Below are 20,105 nucleotides of genomic sequence, written 5' to 3'. Positions count from 1 at the left end.
CAATACGTTGCTGCATCTCCCCGATGATTGGTGTAGAGTTAGTACTCCCTGCCTGGTTCGCCAAGGTCATATATTCCTTGAACCAATGCCTATGTGCACGGTTGCGGAAATTTGTAGCACGGGCGCGCGCGTCACTCTGTCTGATGTACCCGAAGTGCTGCCAACTGCGACCAATCTTGAACCCAGGTTCAGGATGCCGGCCTAGCGGCTGAGGCGGGGACCTTATTTTTCAAGCTGAATTTTCAGCTCAAGCCACGGCGTCGGAATTTTTCCGATGCCGTTTTTTCTTGGGGCTCGGCGTTTGGCTTCACGTTGTGTTGCTCCACGCGTTTCGCGTGAAGCGCGCTTGCGTTGAACGCTACCGTTCCCTGACGCGCCTTCTCATTCATCTCCGCTCATGCGCTACTGGCTGATGAAGTCCGAACCGGACGAAGCAAGCATCGACCATCTCGCGAACGCGCCCGGCAAAACGTTGCCATGGACCGGCGTGCGCAACTATCAGGCGCGCAACTTCATGCGCGACATCATGCAACCCGGCGACGGCGTTCTGTTCTATCACTCGAGTTGTCCGCAGCCGGGAATCGCGGGCCTCGCCGAGGTGTCCTCCTCCGCGTATCCGGATGCCACGCAATTCGATAAGAAGAGTCCTTACTTCGATCCGAAGTCGACGCAGGAAACGCCGCGCTGGCTGCTCGTCGATGTGAAGTTCTTGAAGAAGACGCCGCTCGTGTCGCTCGCTACGTTGCGCGAGCACGCCGAACTCGCGGACATGCAGGTGTTAGCCAAAGGCAATCGCCTTTCGATCACGCCGGTGACCGAGGCGCAGTGGCGATTTATTACGAAGCGGCTTGTGTGACGGGCTTGGATGCAGCGTGTGCGTAAGCGCGATGAAGGGAACTTCGGGTGTGTGAGGCGTTTGAAGTGGCGTCGCGTGCGGCTGTTTTTTCCGCTGAGTTGGAAAGCAAACGTCAATGGTGTGAACGAGGCAGTATCGGTGCGCGTTCACGTGCGCGAATCGCAGCCCCGACCTCCAACGTGTTATTAGGGCCAGCACTATCGTCGATAGCGAGGGATTAAATCGTTTCTTCGGCACGTCGCGCTAACTAGTCAGCGAAATCACGTCTCCCATTACGACGTAACCGCTGCTTCCGATCACCATTGAACGTGAAAGGATCGCACGCGGGTTGCCGGCCTGTCCTGCCCTGGAACCTTTGCTTCCATCAATGAGTTTTCTATCCGCTTCGAGCCCCGAATAGCACGTCGGACATCTCGAAAACAGCGCGAACCGTTAACAATTGTCATCGACGGAATAAATACAACAGTCGCCATCAGTCGCAGCTTTCATATCCTTCACCGTTAGGATGAGGGCGCGTATTGTGTCCTTTCCAAATGCCTACCATTTGCACGGATCGAATGCTACGCATTGCTAATCAAATTACGGGTTGATAAGAGATGGCAAGCCTGCATGAAGACGCGAGCAGATTTCTAACCAGCGTGACGGCGATTCCCGGGCGGCAAGCCTACTTTCTCGATGTGCCCGGCACCGATCGCGCGGCGCAGTTATCGGTCGTGTCGTTCGCGGCAACGGAGAAGATGGGCGAGCCGGTTGAAGTGTGCATCGAACTGACGCATCCGCTGCAACTCGCGCGCGCCGACTACCTGAGCCGCGACGCAGTCTTCACGATCGTGCCGGACGACGGTACCTCACGGAAGTTCTCAGGCTTTATCGAGCGCTTCTCGATAATCCAGACGACGAAGGACTTCACGAAGTACCGTGTCGTGCTGAAATCCCACATCGGGCGGCTTTCGGCGGTCACCAATACGCAGGTCTATCAGCATCAATCGACGCCGGACATCATCGCCTCGGTGATGCGTCGTCACGGTCTGAGACCCGAGCAGTACGCGTTTCGTCTGAGAAACCAGTACGTCAAGCACCTGTTCCGCTTCCAATACAAGATCGACGATTTGGCCTACGTGCAGATGCTTATGCAGAAGGCGGGCATCTACTCTTTCGTCGTTGAGACGGAGTATGGCGATCAGGTGGTCTTCAGCGATGACATCGACCATTATCTCTACGATCCACAACTGATCGCGCCGTATCGCGAGGTTTCCGGCTTAGATGCGGCCGGCGTCGAAGCGGTGACGTCGCTCAAAACGCACATGGTGACGGTGCCGCAATCGTTCGTCGTGGCGGATTACGACCCGGAGCAGGCGTGGGAGCGCTTTCGCGACGAGGCGAATATCGCGCCTCAGGATCCTACGACCTATGGCCAGCCGTACATCTACGGCACGCACCACTTGAGTCAAGACGGCGCGAAATGGGAAGCCCAGTTGCGCCATGAGGCAGCCATCGCGCGGCAAGTGATATTCGATGGCGAGAGCACCGTGCTCGCGCTGCAATGCGCGCGCGTGCTGGAAACGGATGTGGTGTTGCCGGATGCGCCCAAAGGCCAAGTGGTGATCGAAGTCACGCACCTCGGAGCGCGGGACAAGTCCTATACCAATAGCTATAAGGCCATTCCCGCCGATCGGCGCTTTCGTCTCGAACTGCAACCCGAAGCGTGGCCGAAGATCGCGGGGACGCTCAGTGCGCGGGTTTGCAGCCCTGATAAATACAAATACGGATATTTGACGTCGGCGGGCTATTACGTGGTCCGCTTCGACGTCGATTTCGCGGACTGGCCCGGCGGTGGTGAAAGTGTGCCGCTGCGGCTGGCGAAACCATTCGCTGGCAAGTTGCAGACAGGCATGCACTTCGTCGCGCTCGATAACGACGAAGCGGTGATTTCCTTCCGCGATGGAGACCCCGACAAGCCGGAGATCACGGCGTTCCACCACCATAGTCAGGCGAGGGATCTGGTGACGAACGATCGTCGCTGGCTCTCGCGCAACACGATCCGTACGCAGTCAAACAACAAACTGCGGATGGAGGATTGGGCGGGGCAGGAAGGCATCAAGCTGAGTACGGAGCATTCGGGGAAGTCGCAACTCAACCTCGGCTATTTGGTCGACAGCAAGCTCGAAAAGCGTGGCGAAGGATACGAGTTGAGGACGTCGGGGTATGGCGTCGAACGCGCGGGCAAGGGTCTGCATCTGACGACTTATGATCGTCCCGGTGCAAGTGGCAAGCAGCTCGATATGCAGGAGACGATTGCGCAGCTTGAGAGTGCGTTGGCGACTGCAAAGGCGCTGGCAGAGTCGGCGACGAGCGCGAAAGCCGAGCCTGCCGACACCGACGCACAGCAGCAAATGAAAGAAGCTTTCGACGGTCTGAAGAAACCGGGTCTGCTGATGAGCACGCCAGCTTCGGCGGGCATCGTCGCGGGCCAGGGCATCCAGTTCGCGGCGCAGGGCAACATCGAGACGGTCGCGGGCACGAACGCCGACTTCAGCGTCGGGAAGCGCTTCACAGTCGCGGCGGGCGAGAAGATTTCGATGTTCGCGCAGAAGCTCGGAATCAAGATATTCGCCGGGAAAGGCCCTGTCGAGATTCAGGCGCAAAGCGACGCGATGTCGCTGCTCGCCGATAAGGATGTGTCGATGGCGAGTGTCAACGGGGCGGTCAATATAGCCGCCGCCAAGGAAATCATCCTCGAATGCGGCGGCGCGTTCATTGAGCTGAAGGGCGGCAGTATCACGATCGGCGGTCCCGGCGACCTGTTTCTCAAGGTCATTACGGTCCAGAAAAAAGGCGCAGCGTCGATGTATCCCAAGCTCGGCCCCTTGCCTCCTCAGCCCCAACAAGGCCCCGTGAAATTCAACATGCTTCTTTCCGATTTGCCCGGCCCAAATGGAACGGCCCACTCCAGCACTGCGTGGCGAGTTGTTCAGGCGTCGAACGCGGAAGAAGCCTTGATGGCTTCGGAGAGTGTTCTAAGCGGTAAGAGCGACGCGGACGGCAAGATTAAGCTGAACGATGCGGAACAGAAGCAACTGCATGAAGCGTACAACGAGAACCCCGCTCAAACCTGGCTCGTCTTCGCAGGACAAATCCGCCAACTCTACCTTCAACGCGAACGGGAAAGCTGGAACGATGGCACCCGCCTTTACGCTGCACTGGATGCGATGGGTTACAGCGACCAGCAATATACGGCGCAGCAAGAGGATGTGGATCGGAGTTTTTCGCCACTGGCAAAACAGGAATTGCAAGCAAAAAGCGGCCGCGTAATTCTCGGCAAACTCCGGGGGAATAGCTGATGTCCGATGTGATGGCAAAAGTGCCGCCGACAGGCACTCTGTTTGATTACACCGTCCCCCTGCTGAATCAGATCATCGACCAAGCAGGCGCGCCGTATAAGGCGCATGGGACAGAAAATCTATGGGCGCTTGCCGGTCAACCTTTTTCGGCGCCCCGGTGGGGAAACAAGGTCACGCCGTTCACAACTGGAGTGGAATACTTCGCGAACCTGATTGCAGCGATCGAGGGTGCGACGGATACGGTGTACATCGTTGGCTGGCAGGTGAATTGGGATGCTCAGCTCAAGGCAGGCAAAGGCGGCCGGCTGTTCGACGTCTTGCTGAAAGCGGTTAAGGCAAACAAAGGCTTGAAAGTCTATGTCATGCCCTGGAAGCATTCGCCGCCGGTGCAAACGTACGACGGCCCGACCAAATCGGTGCTGGAGGCAATCAACGACCTGGCAGAACGTACCTGCATATGGGTGACACTGGCCGAGGCGCTAGCCGACGACGATTCCGGCTTTTTCAGCCACCACCAGAAGTTCGTCTTGGTGGATGGAAAGTCCGCCTTTGTCGGTGGTATGGACCTCTGCTATGGGCGCTTCGATGACGCAACCTACGACCTGAAAGCGGATGTTGATGGCCATGCAAAACTGACCCACTTGGGTTAAAAGTTTTCATCGAAAATTGACCCACATGTTCGAATGTCCGCTCGGTAGCCCGAGCGGAGAACCGGAGTGATTACGGTGAGCATGTTGGCCAAGATTCGGCGGATGCACTTCCGCGACGGCGTCTCTATCCGAGACATATCCCGGCGCACGGGCTTATCCAGAAATACTGTTCGGCAGTGGTTGAGAGAGCCGAAAGAGGATGTGCCGCGCTACCCCAAACGCGTGAACCGCAGTGTGGTAGACCCATGGTCCGAGCAATTGCGAATGTGGCTCGTCGCGGACACTCGGCGGCCTAAGCGCGACCGCCGCACCGGACGGCAGATGTATGAAGACCTCCGCGCTGCTGGTTACGACGGAAGCTATGGGCGTATCTGCGCTTTCATTCGGGCCTGGAGCGAGGCAAAGGAACAATCTCCGCGCGGTGCGTTTGTCCCGATGGCGTTTGAATATGGCGAAGCATTCCAGTTTGACTGGAGCTGCGAATACGTCTTCGTTGGGGGCTTGCGCAAGCGGCTTGAGGTCGCGCACTTAAAGTTGGCCGCCAGCCGCGCCTTCTGGCTTGTTGCCTATTACACGCAGAGTCATGAGATGTTGTTCGACGCGCACGCACGTTCGTTTCAGGCGTTGGGTGGCGTTCCGCGTCGAGGCATATACGACAACATGAAGACCGCCGTCGACAAGGTCGGCCCGGGCAAGGAGCGGGCAATCAATGCGCGTTTCCACACGATGTGCGGCCACTACCTGTTCGAGCCGGAGTTCTGTAATCGAGCAGCCGGTTGGGAGAAAGGCATCGTCGAAAAGAACGTCCAAGACCGACGACGGCAAATTTGGCATGAAGCAATTCGCCAGCGCTGGGAGTCACTCGACGTTCTGAACATCTGGCTTGGCGAACGCTGCAAAGCGGCTTGGCAGGAGCTGCGTCACCCCCAATGGCCGGAGCTGACTGTCGCCGACGTACTGCAAGAGGAACGGCCGCAACTCATGGCCAATCCGAAACCGTTCGATGGCTACATCGAGCAGCCCGTTCGTGTTTCCTCTACGAGCCTGATTCACTTCCAGCGCAACCGCTACAGCGTGCCCACGAAGCACGCTAATCAGGTTGCGAGTCTGCGCATCTATCCAACCTACCTGAGCGTCGTCGCAGACGGCGAGGAGGTCGCACGCCACCCGCGCAGAGCCGCTGCAATTGCCGTCGACTCCCGCGCTTCAGACCGGTGGCTGTGGCGTTCAGGTTCTGCGCAGCGCCCCCGCGAGGATGCGTCTAGCCGAGTACAACAACCTCAGCCGCAGCGATCAGGCGCTTCGCCGTGCTCCGACCGGCAGCCAGCGTGAGATCGCGTTGGCGATGGGCAATCTCATCAGCAGAGCCACGTCGTTCATCTATATCGAGAACCAGTTTTTCGTATCGGGATTTGTGAGCGAACACACCGATCCCAACAAGCAGGCACCCGATATCAGTTCGCCGGGGAACCTTTCCGGTCCTGCAACCCTGATCAAGGGGCGCGGCACCGACCAACTCGCGACCCGCCTGACCGTTGTCTCATCGCACGCCCATGAAGCGCCCAAGAATTTCATCTGTGAACGACTCGGGCAACGGATCGGCCGCACCATCATGTCCGGGGTCAAGGAGCACTTTCACGTCATCATCACTCTGCCCGTTCATCCGGAAGGCACCCTGAACGATCCGTCCGTTATGAATCAGGTGCATTGGACTATGCAGTCGCTGGTATTCGGTTCGTTCAGTTTGCTCAATCGGGTTCGCCGTTATCTGAAGGCGAAGGAACTTCGCGACAAGAAGGTCGTCGACTGGAAGAAAGTCCTCACCGAGGCCAATGACTTACGTTACAAGGACATTCCCGTCGAGAAGTGTCGTGAGTACGTGACGCTGCTGAATCTGCGCAATTGGGTCAAGCTCGGCGACCGGTACGTCACTGAGCAGATCTACGTCCATAACAAGATGATGATCGTCGATGATCTGTATGCGATCGTGGGCAGCGCCAATATCAACGACCGGAGCATGCTCGGGTCGCGGGACTCGGAAATCGCGGTGTTGATCGCCGATTCGGTGACTGAAAAGTGTGATCTGGACGGCAGCGGCGATCTGAAGTCGACGCGTACTTTTGCACGTCAACTGCGACAAGCGGTGTGGAAGAAGATTTTCGGGATCACGGGCAATGTGCGCCCCGCGTCCGAACTTCAGACGGCTATTGATCAGCCGGCGAATCCGGCGAGCTGGAAGGCTATTCAGAAAGTCGCGGATGCGAATACGGCGATTTATGAGGCGGCGTTTGATTTTATTCCGCGGAATAGGCCTGCCACTTCGCGGCGGAATTCCTCGGCGCACGCGTCGATTTGGCCCGCGTGGAACGATTCCGACAAAAGCATGAACGAGAAAAATGTCGTGATGCCATTCAACGAAAGCTTTTGGCTAAAACCTCAATACACGCCTGCTGCTGCCGATCTCACAAAAGTGAAAGGTTTTATCGTTTCCCTACCGATCAATTGGACTCGGGGCGAAAACAACAATATTGGTTTTGCCACGTCCTTGGTCGCGAAGAACAATACGTCCGCGAACAAAGCAATTTCACCGGAAATCGCGCTGCAAGCGTCAATCGAAAGCCAGAACGCACGGGGAGAATTGGGATGATGCCGAACATCTACTTTCCACGGAACTGGCATCTGAGAACAGCATATCTTCTTTATTTTCTCCTTACGGGTTCCGCATCAGCGGACGTGTACAAGGAGTGCGTTGGGCGATACGAACTAACATTTCCAAGTCCGGTGGATGTGGCAACGACCACTCCCGCCGCCTTTGATGGAGAATTTATTAAGTATCCGATCCAGTTCGCTAACGGCCAACAGACTATGTATTCTTCGTTTGCTTTTAACGGCGCATTCGACATTGTTCAGGGTATTTCGGAATCGTGGGCTCGCGAATTCTTGAGTAAGAGCAAAGCCTTTGTCGTCGCCAGCAAGCGCGAATCCAACGCAGACAAACACTTCTCTGAAATTCCAACCGATCGGCCGAATTCTTTCGTTATGTCGGGAGTGCGCTCGTCGGAGTTCGATATCTACAGGGATCGGCAACTCGTCAGTTACACGGCAATGTCATACGACGACGATCCTGGAACAATAAGGAAGCGCATGTTGGACACGTTCACGAATCTTCGCATGCGTCAACCATATGAGGTTCCCCGTGAATCAGGAGCTTGCCTTCCCGGAATTTTCATTGCGTCCATTGGAGCAAATGATTACAGCAACATTGGCGTTACTTTTAGGCTGAAAGACCACCCAGATGTGACCATTTACCTCGCGGATCATACTGCCGGTGACTTATCGAAAATGACTTCGCGCCAACGGAACGAATTCGTCTGGACTTCGGACGCCGTCGGCCGCGTGATCCATCTGCATGGTCCACTGCGTTATCGACCAACCATCATGGCAGGTCGTCTGGGCACAGCGAGCTTCGCTACCGTCACGCGCTACGATGGCGCAACGGACTATGCCTATCTCGTGACAGTGCAAGGCGACCCGAACGCCTCAGTGGACACACCCGATCTGGAATTGCTAATCGAGCGAACCGCAAAGTATGCAAAGGGCGTTCCGCCAGTCTCCGGCGATCAGCTAGAGGACATTGCAAAGTCCATTGCACGGTCCGTCAAGCGCAGACCGGTTCAATAAAACCAAAAGTGTTGCCATACCCTAGCCCATCCCGGTTACGAGCGGGAACATTCCCAAGCGTCGGCGGTGAGAACAAAACCTTGGACGAAAAGGTCCAGCCGCGTATGCCGTGGCAGGATTCCCATGTACGCATCGACGGCCCCTCCGCCACCGATATCGCACTGAACTTCGTGTTGCGCTGGAACAGCGCGGGCGGCGAGCCGCTGCAATTGCCGTCGACTCCCGCGCTTCAGACCGGTGGCTGTGGCGTTCAGGTTCTGCGCAGCGCCCCCGCGAGGATGCGTCTAGCCGAGTACAACGACCTCAGCCGCAGCGATCAGGCGCTTCGCCGTGCTCCGACTGGCAGCCAGCGTGAGATCGCGTTGGCGATGGGCAATCTCATCAGCAGAGCCACGTCGTTCATCTATATTGAAAACCAGTTTTTCGTATCGGGCTTTGTCAGCGAACACACCGATCCCAACAAGCAGGCACCTGATATCAGTTCGCCGGGGAACCTTTCCGGTCCTGCAACGCTGATCAAGGGGTACGGCACCGACCAACTCGCGACCCGCCTGACCGTTGTCTCATCGCACGCCCATGAAGCGCCCAAGAATTTCATCTGTGAACGACTCGGGCAACGGATCGGCCGCACCATCATGTCCGGCGTCAAAGAGCACTTTCACGTCATCATCACTCTGCCCGTTCATCCGGAAGGCACCCTGAACGATCCGTCCGTTATGAATCAGGTGCATTGGACTATGCAGTCGCTGGTATTCGGTTCGTTCAGTTTGCTCAATCGGGTTCGCCGTTATCTGAAAGCCAAGGAACTTCGCGACAAGAAGGTCGTCGACTGGAAGAAAGTCCTCACCGAGGCCAATGACTTACGTTACAAGGACATTCCCGTCGAGAAGTGTCGTGAGTACGTGACGCTGCTGAATCTGCGCAATTGGGCCAAGCTCGGCGACCGGTACGTCACTGAGCAGATCTACGTCCATAACAAGATGATGATCGTCGATGATCTGTATGCGATCGTGGGCAGCGCCAATATCAACGACCGGAGCATGCTCGGGTCGCGAGACTCGGAAATCGCTGTGTTGATCGCCGATTCGGTGACTGAAAAGGTTGATCTGGACGGCAGCGGCGATCTGAAGTCGACGCGTACTTTTGCACGTCAACTGCGACAAGCGGTGTGGAAGAAGATTTTCGGGATCACGGGCAATGTGCGCCCCGCGTCCGAACTTCAGACGGCTATTGATCAGCCGGCTAATCCGGCGAGCTGGAAGGCTATTCAGAAAGTCGCGGATGCGAATTCGGCGCTTTATGAGGCGGCGTTTGATTTTATTCCGCGGAATAGGCCTTTAGGAAATAACGAAGTGTATGCGTCAATTTGGCCTACGTGGAAAAGTAAAACAACGAACACGGAAGACGTTCGCATGCCCTTTTCCAAAAACTTCTGGTCTAAGCCCCGTCATACCCACGATGCCGATAATCTGAAGGAAGTAAGAGGTTTCATCTGTTCACTTCCCATCGATTGGACACGCAGCGAAAACAATAATCTTGGGTTCGCAACATCGTTAATCGCAGAAAACAATTTCTTTCCGAACCACCTTAAACTATCCGACGCCAGCGGACAGTTAGTAGTTGAAAGCCGCCGTACACGCGGGGATGTGTCGTGATACGAAACCTTCGCAAAACACGATTCGTAGTTTCGGTAGCCGCGTTTTCATCGTGTGCCTTGTTATTCTCGGCTGATTGCAACGCTGAAGAATACCGTGAATGCGTCGGACGCTACCAACTAGCCTTTCCTGGCCCCGTCGATGTCGCGACTACTAGACCTTCGGTCTATCGTGGCGACATTTTAGACGATTCAATCCAGTTCCCAGACGGTCAAACGGCGACGCATTCATCATTCGTACTGAATGGTGAATTTCGGATTTTGCACGATGTTTCGGAAAAACAGGCTCACGACCTTTTCAAGAGAAGAAGGGAAGCCGCTGTTGCCAGCATGAAAGAGTTCGCCGAAAGCAATCGTTATTCCGAGATTCCGACGACTCAGCCGAACTCCCTCGTCATATCTGGCCGGGTCGCCTCGAGATTTTATCACTACAAGAACGGTGAATTCATTGATTTCATGACCACTTCATACGACGACAGTCCCGATGCAATGAGAAAAGATGCGATGGACACGCTGTCGGATCTTCATTTTCGTCAGCCATATGAAATACCTCATGAGAAAGGTGCTTGTCTTCCTGGCATCTTTGTCGCCGATAGCGGGCACGATACGGGTCGAGTTGTCGGTGTCACTTTCCGGTTAAAGGATCACCCCGACGTAAGTATCTTTCTCCTGGATCGTACCGCGGGGGACTTGTCAAAAATGACTTCTCAACAAAGGAATGAGTTCACCTGGACTACATTTGCGATCGGCAAGGTAATCCACTTGCATGGTCCGATGCGTTACCGTCCAAGCGTCATGGCAGGACGTCTGGGCACGGCGAGCTTCGCAACTGTCACGCGCTACGATGGCGTGACGGATTACGCCTATCTCGTGACGGTGCAAGGAGATCCGGATGCCTCCGTTGACACGCCTGATTTGCTGCTGCTGGTCGAACGAACCGCGAAATACGCAAAGGGACTTCCAGCGTCCGGGGATCAACTGGAAGACATCGCGAAGGCCATCGCAGCGTCCGTTACGCGCAGACCGGTTCAATAGCGCATCATTAGCCCCCAAAGAGAAACGAAACCGGAACAAACGACATTAAGCGCGGGTCATATCTGAACTCCAACTTTTGCTCCCTAATATTCACGCGCGCATTACACCCCAGAGCCAATCAAAAATGATCAGAACAACAATGACCAACAACAAAACCGCCCTCGCCCTCATCGCCGCCGCAGTCTTCAGCGTAACGAGCGCAACGAGCGCCTTCGCGCAAACCACCGCCTCGCAAACGTCGCTTGCCGGCGTGCTATCGCTTTCAGCAGAAGCCAGCACCGAAGTGCCGCAGGACGTCGTCCACATCACGCTCTTCTACGAGCAGCAAGCGAACGACGCATCCACACTCACCACCACGCTCAACCAACGCGCGGAAGCCGCGTTGCGCGAGGCGAAGAGCGTCGATGGCGTAACAGCGCGCAGCGGTTCGTTCACCGTGTATCCGTCGACGGATCGTGATGGCCGTATTTCCGCATGGCGCGGGCGCACGGAGGTCGTGCTCGAATCGCACGACTTCGCGGCGGCGTCGAAGCTCGCGGGCAAGATGAGCGCGTCGATGCAGGTCGGCGAGGTGACCTTCTCGCTGTCGCCCGAGGCCCAGCGCGCGGCTGAACAGAAGCTCACGACACAAGCCATCGCGTCCTTCCGCACGCAAGCGCAAGCCGCCGCGCAAGCGTTCGGCTACAGCAACTATTCGATCCGCGAAGTGAGCGTCGGCAGCAACGGTTCCGGGCCGCGTCCGGTGATGATGATGCAGGCGCGCGCGATGAGCGCCGACGCAAAAATGGCCGCGCCGATGGCGCTCGAAGCAGGAACATCGACGGTCACGACCAACGTGTCCGGCTCGGTGCAGATGGGCCGCTGACCCGCACTCGCCTGCCGCATGAAAAAACGCCTCGCATGCAATGCGAGGCGTTTTTCATTTGAGCGATGCGACGAAGCTCAAGCCACGTTCGCCCGCTGCCGCGAACGTCGATACGACCAGATCATCAGCCCGATCCCGGCGAGGATCATCGGCAGCGAAAGCCATTGGCCCATCGACATGCCGAACGTGAGCAGTCCAAGATAATCGTCCGGCTCGCGCGCGAATTCCACTGTGAAACGGGCCAGCCCGTAGCCGATCAGGAACAGCGCCGAACCCGCGCCGATCGGACGCGGCTTGCGCGAAAACGTCCACATGACGATGAACAGCACGAAGCCTTCCAGCGCGATCTCGTACAGTTGCGACGGATGGCGCGGCAACATGTGATAACGCTCGAAAATCTCGCTCAAACCCCATTGCAGATCGTCTTGCGGATGCCGCGCGAGCCAGATTGCATCGTCGTTGGATGCGCCGGGAAACAGCATCGCCCACGGCGCTTTCGGATCGGTCACGCGGCCCCACAACTCACCGTTGATAAAGTTGCCTAGACGCCCGGCCGCAAGCCCGAGCGGCACCATCGGCGCGACGAAATCGGTGACCTGCAGCCACGTGCGCTTGCGCTGGAACGCGAACAGAACCATGGCGAGCGTCACGCCGATCATCCCGCCGTGGAACGACATGCCGCCCTCCCACACCTTGACGATGTCGAGCGGATGCGCGAAGTAATAGCTCGCCTTGTAGAAGACGACATAGCCGAGCCGCCCGCCGAGGATCGTGCCGAGCACGCCGTAAAACAGCATGTCGTCGATGTCCTTCACGGTCCAGCCTTGCGCGGCCACGTGAGGCAGCCGCAGGCGCAACCGGCCGATCATGATCGCCGACATGAACGCGACCAGATACATGAGGCCGTACCAGCGGACCGCGAGCGGGCCGAGATGAATGGCGACGGGATCGAAATTGGGATGAATGAGCATCGTGGATTTATTAGCGGTTCAACTGAATAGGCGTTTCAGCAAGCGGTTCGACATTTTCAAAGCGGCAAATCGGACGAATCAAACGCGGCGGGAACGGTCGCGGCATGCGCGCGGACGATTTCGATAAAACCCGCGAGCACCGGGCTGACCTCCGCCGCGCGCCACACGAGCCCGGTTTCGACCACCGGACTCGTCTCGCGCAACGGACGATACACCACGCCCGTGCGCCGCAGGTTCCGCAGCGACTGCGGCACAAGCGCGATGCCCATGCCGGCCGACACGAGGCTTACGATCGTCTGCATCTGGATCGCTTCCTGGCCGATGTGCGGCGTGAGTCCCGCCGCGCCGTAGCAACCCATAATGATGTCATAGAAACCGGGTGCGAGACGGCGCGGGAAGACGACGAGCGGCGCATCGGCCAGATCGTGAAGGCTCACGGGTGTCTCGGCCCACTCCGCCGCGCCCTGCCCGGTTCGCTCGGCGGTCTCGCTCGACATCGCGATCACGAGCGGCTCGCGCGCGATCGGCAGATACGACAGCGCGACCGCGTGGCGCGGCGGCAGCGGCGGAATCACGAGCCCCGCGTCGATCCGCCCGGCGATCAGTTCGTCGATCTGCACGTCGCTCGTCGCCTCGGCGAGTTGCAGCCGCACGCCCGAAAAGCGCGCGCCGAAATCGCGCAGAAGCGGCGGCAGCAGGCCGTAATCGGCGGTGGAGACGAACGCGAGCGACAGCACGCCCGCCTCGCCGCGCGCGAGCGACTGCGCGAGCGGCCGCAAACCCTCGGCGGCGGCCAGCAACCGCCGCACTTCGGGCAGCAAGTCCTTGCCCACCGGCGACAACTCCACGGAACGCTTGGTACGCACGAACAGCGCGACGCCGAGCGCGTCTTCGAGCGCGCGGATCGCCTGCGAAAGCGGCGGCTGCGTCATCGCGAGCCGCGCGGCGGCGCGCCCGAAGTGCATTTCCTCGGCGACGGTCACGAAATAGCGCAAAAGGCGCAGTTCGATCGGGGGATTGCGAGGCTCCATTGATATCTTCCACGACTTAATACAGCCTGAATAATATATTGGACACGCGCTACACGAAGCTGCATTCTTGCGCCACTAGACGAAAAAATCCCACAAGGAGCCCCACATGGCCTTCAATCGCCGCTCGAAAAACATCACGCAGGGCGTCGCGCGCTCGCCGAACCGCTCGATGTATTACGCCCTTGGCTACAAGGAAGAAGACTTCGACAAGCCGATGATCGGCGTGGCTAACGGCCACTCCACCATCACGCCGTGCAACGCCGGTCTGCAACGCCTCACCGACGCCGCCATCGCCTCCATCAAGCAATCCGACGCGAACGCGCAGGTCTTCGGCACGCCCACCATTTCCGACGGCATGTCGATGGGCACCGAAGGCATGAAGTACTCGCTCGTGTCGCGCGAAGTGATCGCGGATTGCATCGAAACCGCCGTGCAGGGCCAGTGGATGGACGGCGCGGTCGTGATCGGCGGTTGCGACAAGAACATGCCGGGCGGCATGATCGGCATGGCGCGCATGAACGTGCCGTCGATTTACGTGTACGGCGGCACGATCCGTCCGGGCAACTGGAAGGGCAAGGATCTGACCATCGTGTCGTCGTTCGAGGCGGTCGGCGAGTTCACCGCCGGACGCATGTCGGAAGAAGACTTCAAGGGCATCGAGAAGAATTCGTGCCCGTCCACCGGCTCGTGCGGCGGCATGTACACGGCCAACACGATGAGCTCGTCGTTCGAGGCGCTCGGCATGTCGCTGATGTATTCGTCGACGATGGCGAATCCCGACGACGAAAAAGTCGATTCCGCCGCCGAATCGGCGCGCGTGCTCGTTGAAGCGGTCAAGAAGGACCTGAAGCCGCGCGACATCATCACGAAGAAGTCGATCGAAAACGCGGTTGCGCTGATCATGGCGACCGGCGGCTCGACCAACGCCGTGCTCCACTATCTGGCAATCGCGCACGCGGCAGAAGTCGAATGGACCATCGACGATTTCGAGCGCATGCGCAAGAAAGTGCCGGTGATCTGCGACCTGAAGCCGTCGGGCCAGTACGTCGCGACCGACCTGCATAAAGCCGGCGGCATTCCGCAAGTGCTGCGCCTTCTGCTCGACGCCGGCATGTTGCATGGCGACTGCATCACCATCACGGGACGCACGATCGCGGAAGAACTGAAGGACGTGCAAGCCAAGCCGCGCGCGGATCAGAAGGTGATTTACCCGATCGACCAGGCGCTCTACGCCGAAGGCCACCTCGCGATCCTGAAGGGCAATCTGGCCCCGGACGGCGCGGTCGCGAAAATCACCGGGCTGAAGAATCCGGTCATCACCGGTCCGGCTCGCGTGTTCGAGGACGAGCAAAGCGCGATGTCCGCGATTCTCGCCGACGAGATCAAGGCCGGCGACGTCGTCGTGCTGCGCTATCTCGGCCCGACGGGCGGTCCCGGCATGCCGGAAATGCTCGCGCCGACCTCGGCGATCATCGGCAAAGGTCTGGGCGAAACGGTCGGCCTGATTACCGACGGCCGCTTCTCCGGCGGCACCTGGGGCATGGTGGTCGGCCACGTTGCGCCGGAAGCGGCGGTGGGCGGCACGATCGCATTCGTGAAGGAAGGCGACTCGATCACCATCGACGCGCACACGCTGACGCTGCAACTGAACGTGGACGACGCGGAAATCGAAAAACGCCGCGCCGCGTGGACCAAGCCCGCACCGCGCTACACGCGTGGCGTGCTGGCGAAATACGCCGCGCTCGCGTTGCCCGCGAACAAGGGCGCCGTGACGGGCTGATCGCCGTCAGAAACCGCCAGGCGATAAAAAAGGGGCGCATGCGTGAAGCATGCGCCCCTTGTCTTTATAATGCCGCGATCAGATGCCGAGCCAGTATCGACGGAGACCCGATACCGATGACTTCGATCCACCGAATCGCGCGCGCTTTCATGCTGCTCACCGCACTTGCCGCCGCACTTGTCACGGGTCACGCGGCGCGCGCGCAGAGTCCCGCGCCCGATAGCCGGCTCGCGCTCGCGCAGGCGAAGAACTGCATGAGCTGTCATTCGGTGTCGCGCGATTCGCTGGGACCGCCGTTCCGCAGCATCGCGGCGAAATATCAGGGCGTCGAAGGCGCGCGCGGACTGCTTGCGCGGCGGATCGTGGAAGGCAGCGGCGATGTCTGGGGCGTCGTGCCGATGCCCGCGAATACCCAGGTCTCGCCGGATCAGGCCGAGACGCTGGTCGACTGGATCCTTTCGCTCAGATGAGCACGCTCGGTTTGCTCAGGCGGCCGTGCGCCGCACCAGTTGCTCTTCCACTGCTTCGCGCACCCATTCGGTCATCTCGGTTTCGAGCGCGAGCGCGACTTCACGCGTGACTTGATGCACAAGCCAGGTCGAATGTTCCTGAAGCGCTTCGCGGCAACGCGTTTCGATCAATTCGCGCCCGTCGCCCGTCAGGAAACTCGTAAACCGACCGCGCAGACGTTCGGCGATCAAATCGGCTTCGTGCTTCGTTCCCGCCGGCGACGCGCCGAACGCCTTGCCCTCCGCGATCACGTCGGTCAGCACCGGCACCGAGTCCTGCGTGGCCTCCGCGATGCTGCGCGCCAGCGCGGGCTTGCCCGGCGTGACGACATCGGTGAGAACGGGTATCGAGGTATCGAAGGAATGCGGCGTATCGGACACGGTGGTCTCCGTCTCGTTATGGTGTGCGGCCGATCTTACCAAGGGCCGCGCGACGCGCTCTGTACGGTCAGCCGCCTTGCTTGTCGCCTTGTTTGTAATTGTTGAGCGCGTAGCCGCGGTCGCGATAAAAGCGGTAGCGCTCGCGCCCGGCCGCGAGTTCCGGCTCGTCATTGCCGACGATTTCGAGCAGGCGCTCGAAACGCGCGAACTGCGCGGGCACGGTCAGGCCGAGATTCACGAGGATGTGATGGTGCGGCGCGTTGTCTAGATTCGCGGTGAGCACGACCGGCGTGTCCTTCGCCAGATCGCTCGACGCCATGCAGTGCGGCACGAAATCGAGCGGCGAGAAGGTCCACAACTGCGTATCGAAGGCGGCGAGCCGCGCGGGTTCGGCCAGCACGACGATCGGCTGGCCGCTCAAATACGCCTTGCGCACGAGGCGGCAGGCATACGCGATCGAATCGCCGACGTTCGAATGGAAGTCGATCCGCGTCATGCCTTAGCCTCTGCTGCTCTGCTACGTACGATCATTGGCCCGCGCGGTCGATCAGGAACTGCGCGAGCAACGGCACCGGACGTCCCGTTGCACCCTTCGCCGCACCGCTCTTCCACGCCGTGCCCGCGATATCCAGATGCGCCCACGGATAGTTCTGCGCGAATCGCGCGAGGAAACACGCCGCCGTCACGCTGCCCGCCGGACGTCCGCCGATATTCGCGACATCGGCGAAATTGGACTTGAGCTGGTCCTGATACTCGTCGTCGAGCGGCAGGCGCCACGCCGGGTCCGACGCCTCGCGCGAAGCGTCGAGCAGTTCGCCCGCGAGCGCGTCGTCCTTCGAGAAGAGACCCGAGTTGTGAAAGCCGAGGGCGACGATGCACGCGCCGGTGAGCGTCGCGATATCGACCACCGCCGCGGGCTTGAAACGTTCCGCGTAGGTCAGCGCGTCGCACAGGATCAGACGGCCTTCGGCGTCGGTATTGAGCACTTCGATGGTCGTGCCCGACATGGCCGTGATGATGTCGCCCGGCTTGAGCGCATTGCCCGCGGGCATGTTCTCGCAAGTCGGAACGATACCGATCACGTTCAGTTTCAGGCCCATCTCGGCGACCGCGCGCAGCGTGCCGAACACCGTGCCAGCGCCGCACATGTCGTACTTCATCTCGTCCATCGCTTCGCCTGGCTTGATCGAGATGCCGCCCGAATCGAATGTGATGCCCTTGCCGACGAGCACGACCGGCGCGCTCTTGGCACCCGCGCCCTGGTAATGCATGACGATGAACTGCGGCGGCTCGATGGAACCCTTCGCCACCGCGAGGAACGAACCCATGTTGAGCGCTTCGATCTGCTTCTGGCCGAGCACTTCGACCTTCAGCTTCCATTCCTTGCCGAGCTTCTTCGCGGTATGGCCGAGATACGTGGGCGTGCAGACATTCGGCGGCAAGTTGCCGAGATCGCGCGTCAGGTCCATGCCGTTCGCCAGCGCCTCAGCTTGTTTCGCCGCGAGTTTCGCGGCCTTCTCGTCCACTGTATCGACGCTGAACACGACCTTCTTCAATGCGCGCGCGCCGTTGTCCGGCTTGCTCTTCATCTGCGTGAAGCGATAGGTGAGCTCGCGCAGCGCGAGGATGGCGGTGCGGACCGCCCAATCGCCGGTGCGCTCGGGAACCGGCAATTGCGCGAGCGTGAACGTGACCTGCGCGATCTTCGTGCCGAGGAGCGCGCGCCATGCCGCGCGCACGGCTTCGCCGTAAGCCTTCTGATTGAACGCGTCCTGCTTGCCGAGACCGACCAGCAAAACACGCGATGCACCGATGCCCGAAACCTCGTGCAGGAACAGCGTCGTGCCCGCCTTGCCGTTCATGTCGCCGGCTTTCACGATGCGTGTGACGAGCCCTTTGGTCGCCAGATCCATCTCGCGTGCGGCGCCTGTCAGCGTCTGCGCTTCGAACACGCCGACCACCACCACGTCGGCCTTTCCTGTCAGGAAACCATTTGCTGCGCCTTTGCTCCAATCACAGGCTTTTATGCTAAAGTCCATCGCGCTTATCCTCGGATAAAATCTGGGCTGAAGGATGAAAGCCGCAATTATCCGCTATTTTTTCCGCGGCGGTCACAGGCGCGGCGATCGGGAACATTCGGCAACGACCGGGAACGCTCGGGACGTTAAACGCCCACCCGCTCGCGTCTGTTATGAGGCGTAACGTATCAACGCCGGGTCAAGCGATTTGCCGCCGGCCACCCAAATCAATCAATGATCTTCGAACGCTCCCTACAGCGCGAACTCGCGTATACGGCCGGCGCCGTATTCATGGTGCTGCTCACGATCATGCTCACCACGATGATGATCCGCATCGTCGGCTTCGCGGCGTCCGGCCAGGTCGATCCGCGCGACGTGGTCGTGCTGATCGGGCTCACCGTGATCGGCTATCTCGCCGTCATGCTGATCGTGACGTTGTTCGTGTCGATTCTCTTTGTGCTCACGCGCTGGTATCGCGACTCCGAAATGGTCGTGTGGCTCGCCTCGGGTGTCAGCCAGACGCGCCTCATCAAGCCGATCGCCGTGTTCTCCACGCCGATCATCATCCTCATCATGTTCTTCGCATTCGTCGGCTGGCCGTGGTCGAACCAGCAGAGCAAGCTCATCAAGGCGCGCTTTCAGCAGCGCGATGAAGTGTCGCTGCTCGCGCCGGGCCAGTTCCGCGAATCGCCTGCAAGCCACCGCGTGTTCTTCATCGAGAAGATGTCGCCGGATCAGGGTCACGTCGAGAACGTGTTCGTCACGAGCACGGAAGGCGGCAAGGTGAACGTGGTGGTGTCGAAGACAGGCCACACCGAAACGCACAAGAGCGGCGACCGCTTCATCGTGCTGGAAAACGGCCGCCGATACGACGGCGAACCGGGCCAGCCGAATTTCCGCATCATGGAGTTCGAGCGCTATGGTGTGAAGATTCAGAGCCAGCAAGTGGTCAACACGCCGTCCACGACGGGCATCTACACGCCCGATCTGCTCGCCGATCCGACCAAGGACAACCTCGCGGAATTTGCGTGGCGCGTCGGCTTGCCGCTGATCGCCGTGAACCTGATGCTGCTCGCCATTCCGCTGTCGTATCAGAACCCGCGCCGCAGCCGCACGATCAATCTCGTGATGGCCGTCTTGATCTACCTCACGTATTCGAACTTGCTGAACGTGGTTCAGTCGTGGATCGAGCAGGGCAAGATGTCGTTCGGCGTCGGCCTGGTGGGACTGCATATTCTCGTGAGCGCGCTCGTTGCGTTCATCTTCTGGCTGCGCGTGCGCAATCGACCGCTCTTCACGCTTTCGATGTTCACCCGGTCGAAGGGAACCTGAC

General features: G+C 59.2%; 15 protein-coding genes, 1 other RNA gene and 2 pseudogenes. 13 read left to right on the top strand and 5 right to left on the bottom strand.

Annotation, left to right across the window (positions count from 1 at the left end; all coding sequences use genetic code 11):
- Positions 1–42: 42 nt before the first annotated feature.
- From ssrS to AC3D25_RS04750, 10 genes and pseudogenes are all read left to right on the top strand, one after another.
- Positions 43–224: non-coding RNA, 6S RNA (ssrS, locus tag AC3D25_RS04795), on the top strand.
- Between the two features lie 173 nt (positions 225–397).
- Positions 398–856, top strand: a complete 459-nt coding sequence (locus tag AC3D25_RS04790; protein ID WP_488887322.1) for an EVE domain-containing protein — start codon at positions 398–400, stop codon at positions 854–856.
- A gap of 596 nt (positions 857–1,452) precedes the next feature.
- The gene (locus AC3D25_RS04785; protein ID WP_488887321.1) at positions 1,453–4,197 is read left to right on the top strand and encodes a type VI secretion system Vgr family protein; all 2,745 of its coding nucleotides are present in this window, start codon (positions 1,453–1,455) and stop codon (positions 4,195–4,197) included.
- On the top strand, positions 4,197–4,847 hold the full coding sequence (locus AC3D25_RS04780) for a hypothetical protein (RefSeq protein WP_488887320.1): 651 nt from the start codon (positions 4,197–4,199) through the stop codon (positions 4,845–4,847). Before AC3D25_RS04785 ends, AC3D25_RS04780 begins: the two co-directional genes overlap by 1 nt.
- Before the next feature lie 75 nt (positions 4,848–4,922).
- Positions 4,923–6,017, top strand: a pseudogene (gene istA / locus AC3D25_RS04775) (IS21 family transposase); the annotation flags it as partial.
- Positions 6,018–6,102: 85 nt separating this feature from the next.
- Positions 6,103–7,494, top strand: a complete 1,392-nt coding sequence (locus AC3D25_RS04770; protein WP_488887319.1) for a phospholipase D-like domain-containing protein — start codon at positions 6,103–6,105, stop codon at positions 7,492–7,494.
- Complete coding sequence (locus AC3D25_RS04765) at positions 7,491–8,528, top strand: T6SS immunity protein Tli4 family protein (RefSeq protein WP_488887318.1); 1,038 nt, start codon at positions 7,491–7,493, stop codon at positions 8,526–8,528. Before AC3D25_RS04770 ends, AC3D25_RS04765 begins: the two co-directional genes overlap by 4 nt.
- Positions 8,529–8,608: 80 nt before the next feature.
- Positions 8,609–10,183, top strand: a complete 1,575-nt coding sequence (locus AC3D25_RS04760; RefSeq protein ID WP_488887317.1) for a phospholipase D-like domain-containing protein — start codon at positions 8,609–8,611, stop codon at positions 10,181–10,183.
- Positions 10,184–10,242: 59 nt separating this feature from the next.
- Complete coding sequence (locus AC3D25_RS04755; protein ID WP_488887316.1) at positions 10,243–11,217, top strand: T6SS immunity protein Tli4 family protein; 975 nt, start codon at positions 10,243–10,245, stop codon at positions 11,215–11,217.
- 139 nt (positions 11,218–11,356) lie between these two features.
- Positions 11,357–12,082 (top strand): SIMPL domain-containing protein, encoded by a 726-nt coding sequence (locus AC3D25_RS04750; RefSeq protein ID WP_488887315.1) that lies wholly within the window; start codon positions 11,357–11,359, stop codon positions 12,080–12,082.
- Between the two features lie 77 nt (positions 12,083–12,159).
- Here the strand turns inward: AC3D25_RS04750 and lgt are convergent, their stop codons facing one another.
- Both lgt and AC3D25_RS04740 read right to left on the bottom strand, forming a co-directional pair.
- Positions 12,160–13,053 carry a prolipoprotein diacylglyceryl transferase gene (gene lgt, locus AC3D25_RS04745; protein ID WP_488887314.1) on the bottom strand — a complete coding sequence of 298 codons (894 nt, stop codon included), beginning with the start codon at positions 13,051–13,053 and terminating at the stop codon, positions 12,160–12,162.
- 56 nt (positions 13,054–13,109) lie between these two features.
- Entirely contained in the window at positions 13,110–14,084 is a 975-nt protein-coding gene (locus AC3D25_RS04740) for a LysR family transcriptional regulator (protein ID WP_488887313.1), read from the bottom strand.
- Positions 14,085–14,190: 106 nt separating this feature from the next.
- On the opposite strand from AC3D25_RS04740, the gene ilvD reads away from it, so the two are divergent.
- Together ilvD and AC3D25_RS04730 are read left to right on the top strand one after the other, a co-directional pair.
- Positions 14,191–15,864 carry a dihydroxy-acid dehydratase gene (gene ilvD, locus AC3D25_RS04735; protein ID WP_488887312.1) on the top strand — a complete coding sequence of 558 codons (1,674 nt, stop codon included), beginning with the start codon at positions 14,191–14,193 and terminating at the stop codon, positions 15,862–15,864.
- 116 nt (positions 15,865–15,980) lie between these two features.
- Positions 15,981–16,334, top strand: coding sequence for a c-type cytochrome (locus AC3D25_RS04730; RefSeq protein ID WP_488887311.1), 354 nt, complete (start codon positions 15,981–15,983; stop codon positions 16,332–16,334).
- A gap of 15 nt (positions 16,335–16,349) precedes the next feature.
- Here the strand turns inward: AC3D25_RS04730 and AC3D25_RS04725 are convergent.
- From AC3D25_RS04725 to AC3D25_RS04715, 3 genes and pseudogenes are all read right to left on the bottom strand, one after another.
- A pseudogene (locus AC3D25_RS04725) lies at positions 16,350–16,574 on the bottom strand (DUF2486 family protein); the annotation flags it as partial.
- Positions 16,575–16,821: 247 nt separating this feature from the next.
- Positions 16,822–17,250, bottom strand: a complete 429-nt coding sequence (locus tag AC3D25_RS04720) for a DNA polymerase III subunit chi (RefSeq protein ID WP_488887310.1) — start codon at positions 17,248–17,250, stop codon at positions 16,822–16,824.
- 31 nt (positions 17,251–17,281) lie between these two features.
- Positions 17,282–18,793 carry a leucyl aminopeptidase gene (locus AC3D25_RS04715; protein WP_488887309.1) on the bottom strand — a complete coding sequence of 504 codons (1,512 nt, stop codon included), beginning with the start codon at positions 18,791–18,793 and terminating at the stop codon, positions 17,282–17,284.
- A gap of 213 nt (positions 18,794–19,006) precedes the next feature.
- On the opposite strand from AC3D25_RS04715, the gene lptF reads away from it, so the two are divergent.
- The gene (gene lptF, locus AC3D25_RS04710; RefSeq protein ID WP_488887308.1) at positions 19,007–20,104 is read left to right on the top strand and encodes an LPS export ABC transporter permease LptF; all 1,098 of its coding nucleotides are present in this window, start codon (positions 19,007–19,009) and stop codon (positions 20,102–20,104) included.
- Position 20,105 lies beyond the last annotated feature (1 nt).

It is taken from the genome of Caballeronia sp. SL1002, assembly GCF_057814995.1.
Note: the sequence above shows the minus strand (reverse complement) of the source record. Positions and strands in the feature narration are given on the sequence as shown.

What these genes read in the sequence shown, in the direction of transcription:
- lgt (WP_488887314.1), bottom strand. Translation starts at nt 13,053, where the DNA reads ATGCTCATTCATCCCAATTTCGATCCCGTCGCCATTCATCTCGGCCCG.
- AC3D25_RS04780 (WP_488887320.1), top strand. Translation starts at nt 4,197, where the DNA reads ATGTCCGATGTGATGGCAAAAGTGCCGCCGACAGGCACTCTGTTTGAT.
- ilvD (WP_488887312.1), top strand. Translation starts at nt 14,191, where the DNA reads ATGGCCTTCAATCGCCGCTCGAAAAACATCACGCAGGGCGTCGCGCGC.
- AC3D25_RS04720 (WP_488887310.1), bottom strand. Translation starts at nt 17,250, where the DNA reads ATGACGCGGATCGACTTCCATTCGAACGTCGGCGATTCGATCGCGTAT.
- AC3D25_RS04765 (WP_488887318.1), top strand. Translation starts at nt 7,491, where the DNA reads ATGATGCCGAACATCTACTTTCCACGGAACTGGCATCTGAGAACAGCA.
- AC3D25_RS04715 (WP_488887309.1), bottom strand. Translation starts at nt 18,793, where the DNA reads ATGGACTTTAGCATAAAAGCCTGTGATTGGAGCAAAGGCGCAGCAAAT.
- AC3D25_RS04770 (WP_488887319.1), top strand. Translation starts at nt 6,103, where the DNA reads ATGCGTCTAGCCGAGTACAACAACCTCAGCCGCAGCGATCAGGCGCTT.
- AC3D25_RS04790 (WP_488887322.1), top strand. Translation starts at nt 398, where the DNA reads ATGCGCTACTGGCTGATGAAGTCCGAACCGGACGAAGCAAGCATCGAC.
- AC3D25_RS04740 (WP_488887313.1), bottom strand. Translation starts at nt 14,084, where the DNA reads ATGGAGCCTCGCAATCCCCCGATCGAACTGCGCCTTTTGCGCTATTTC.
- AC3D25_RS04730 (WP_488887311.1), top strand. Translation starts at nt 15,981, where the DNA reads ATGACTTCGATCCACCGAATCGCGCGCGCTTTCATGCTGCTCACCGCA.
- AC3D25_RS04785 (WP_488887321.1), top strand. Translation starts at nt 1,453, where the DNA reads ATGGCAAGCCTGCATGAAGACGCGAGCAGATTTCTAACCAGCGTGACG.
- AC3D25_RS04750 (WP_488887315.1), top strand. Translation starts at nt 11,357, where the DNA reads ATGACCAACAACAAAACCGCCCTCGCCCTCATCGCCGCCGCAGTCTTC.
- lptF (WP_488887308.1), top strand. Translation starts at nt 19,007, where the DNA reads ATGATCTTCGAACGCTCCCTACAGCGCGAACTCGCGTATACGGCCGGC.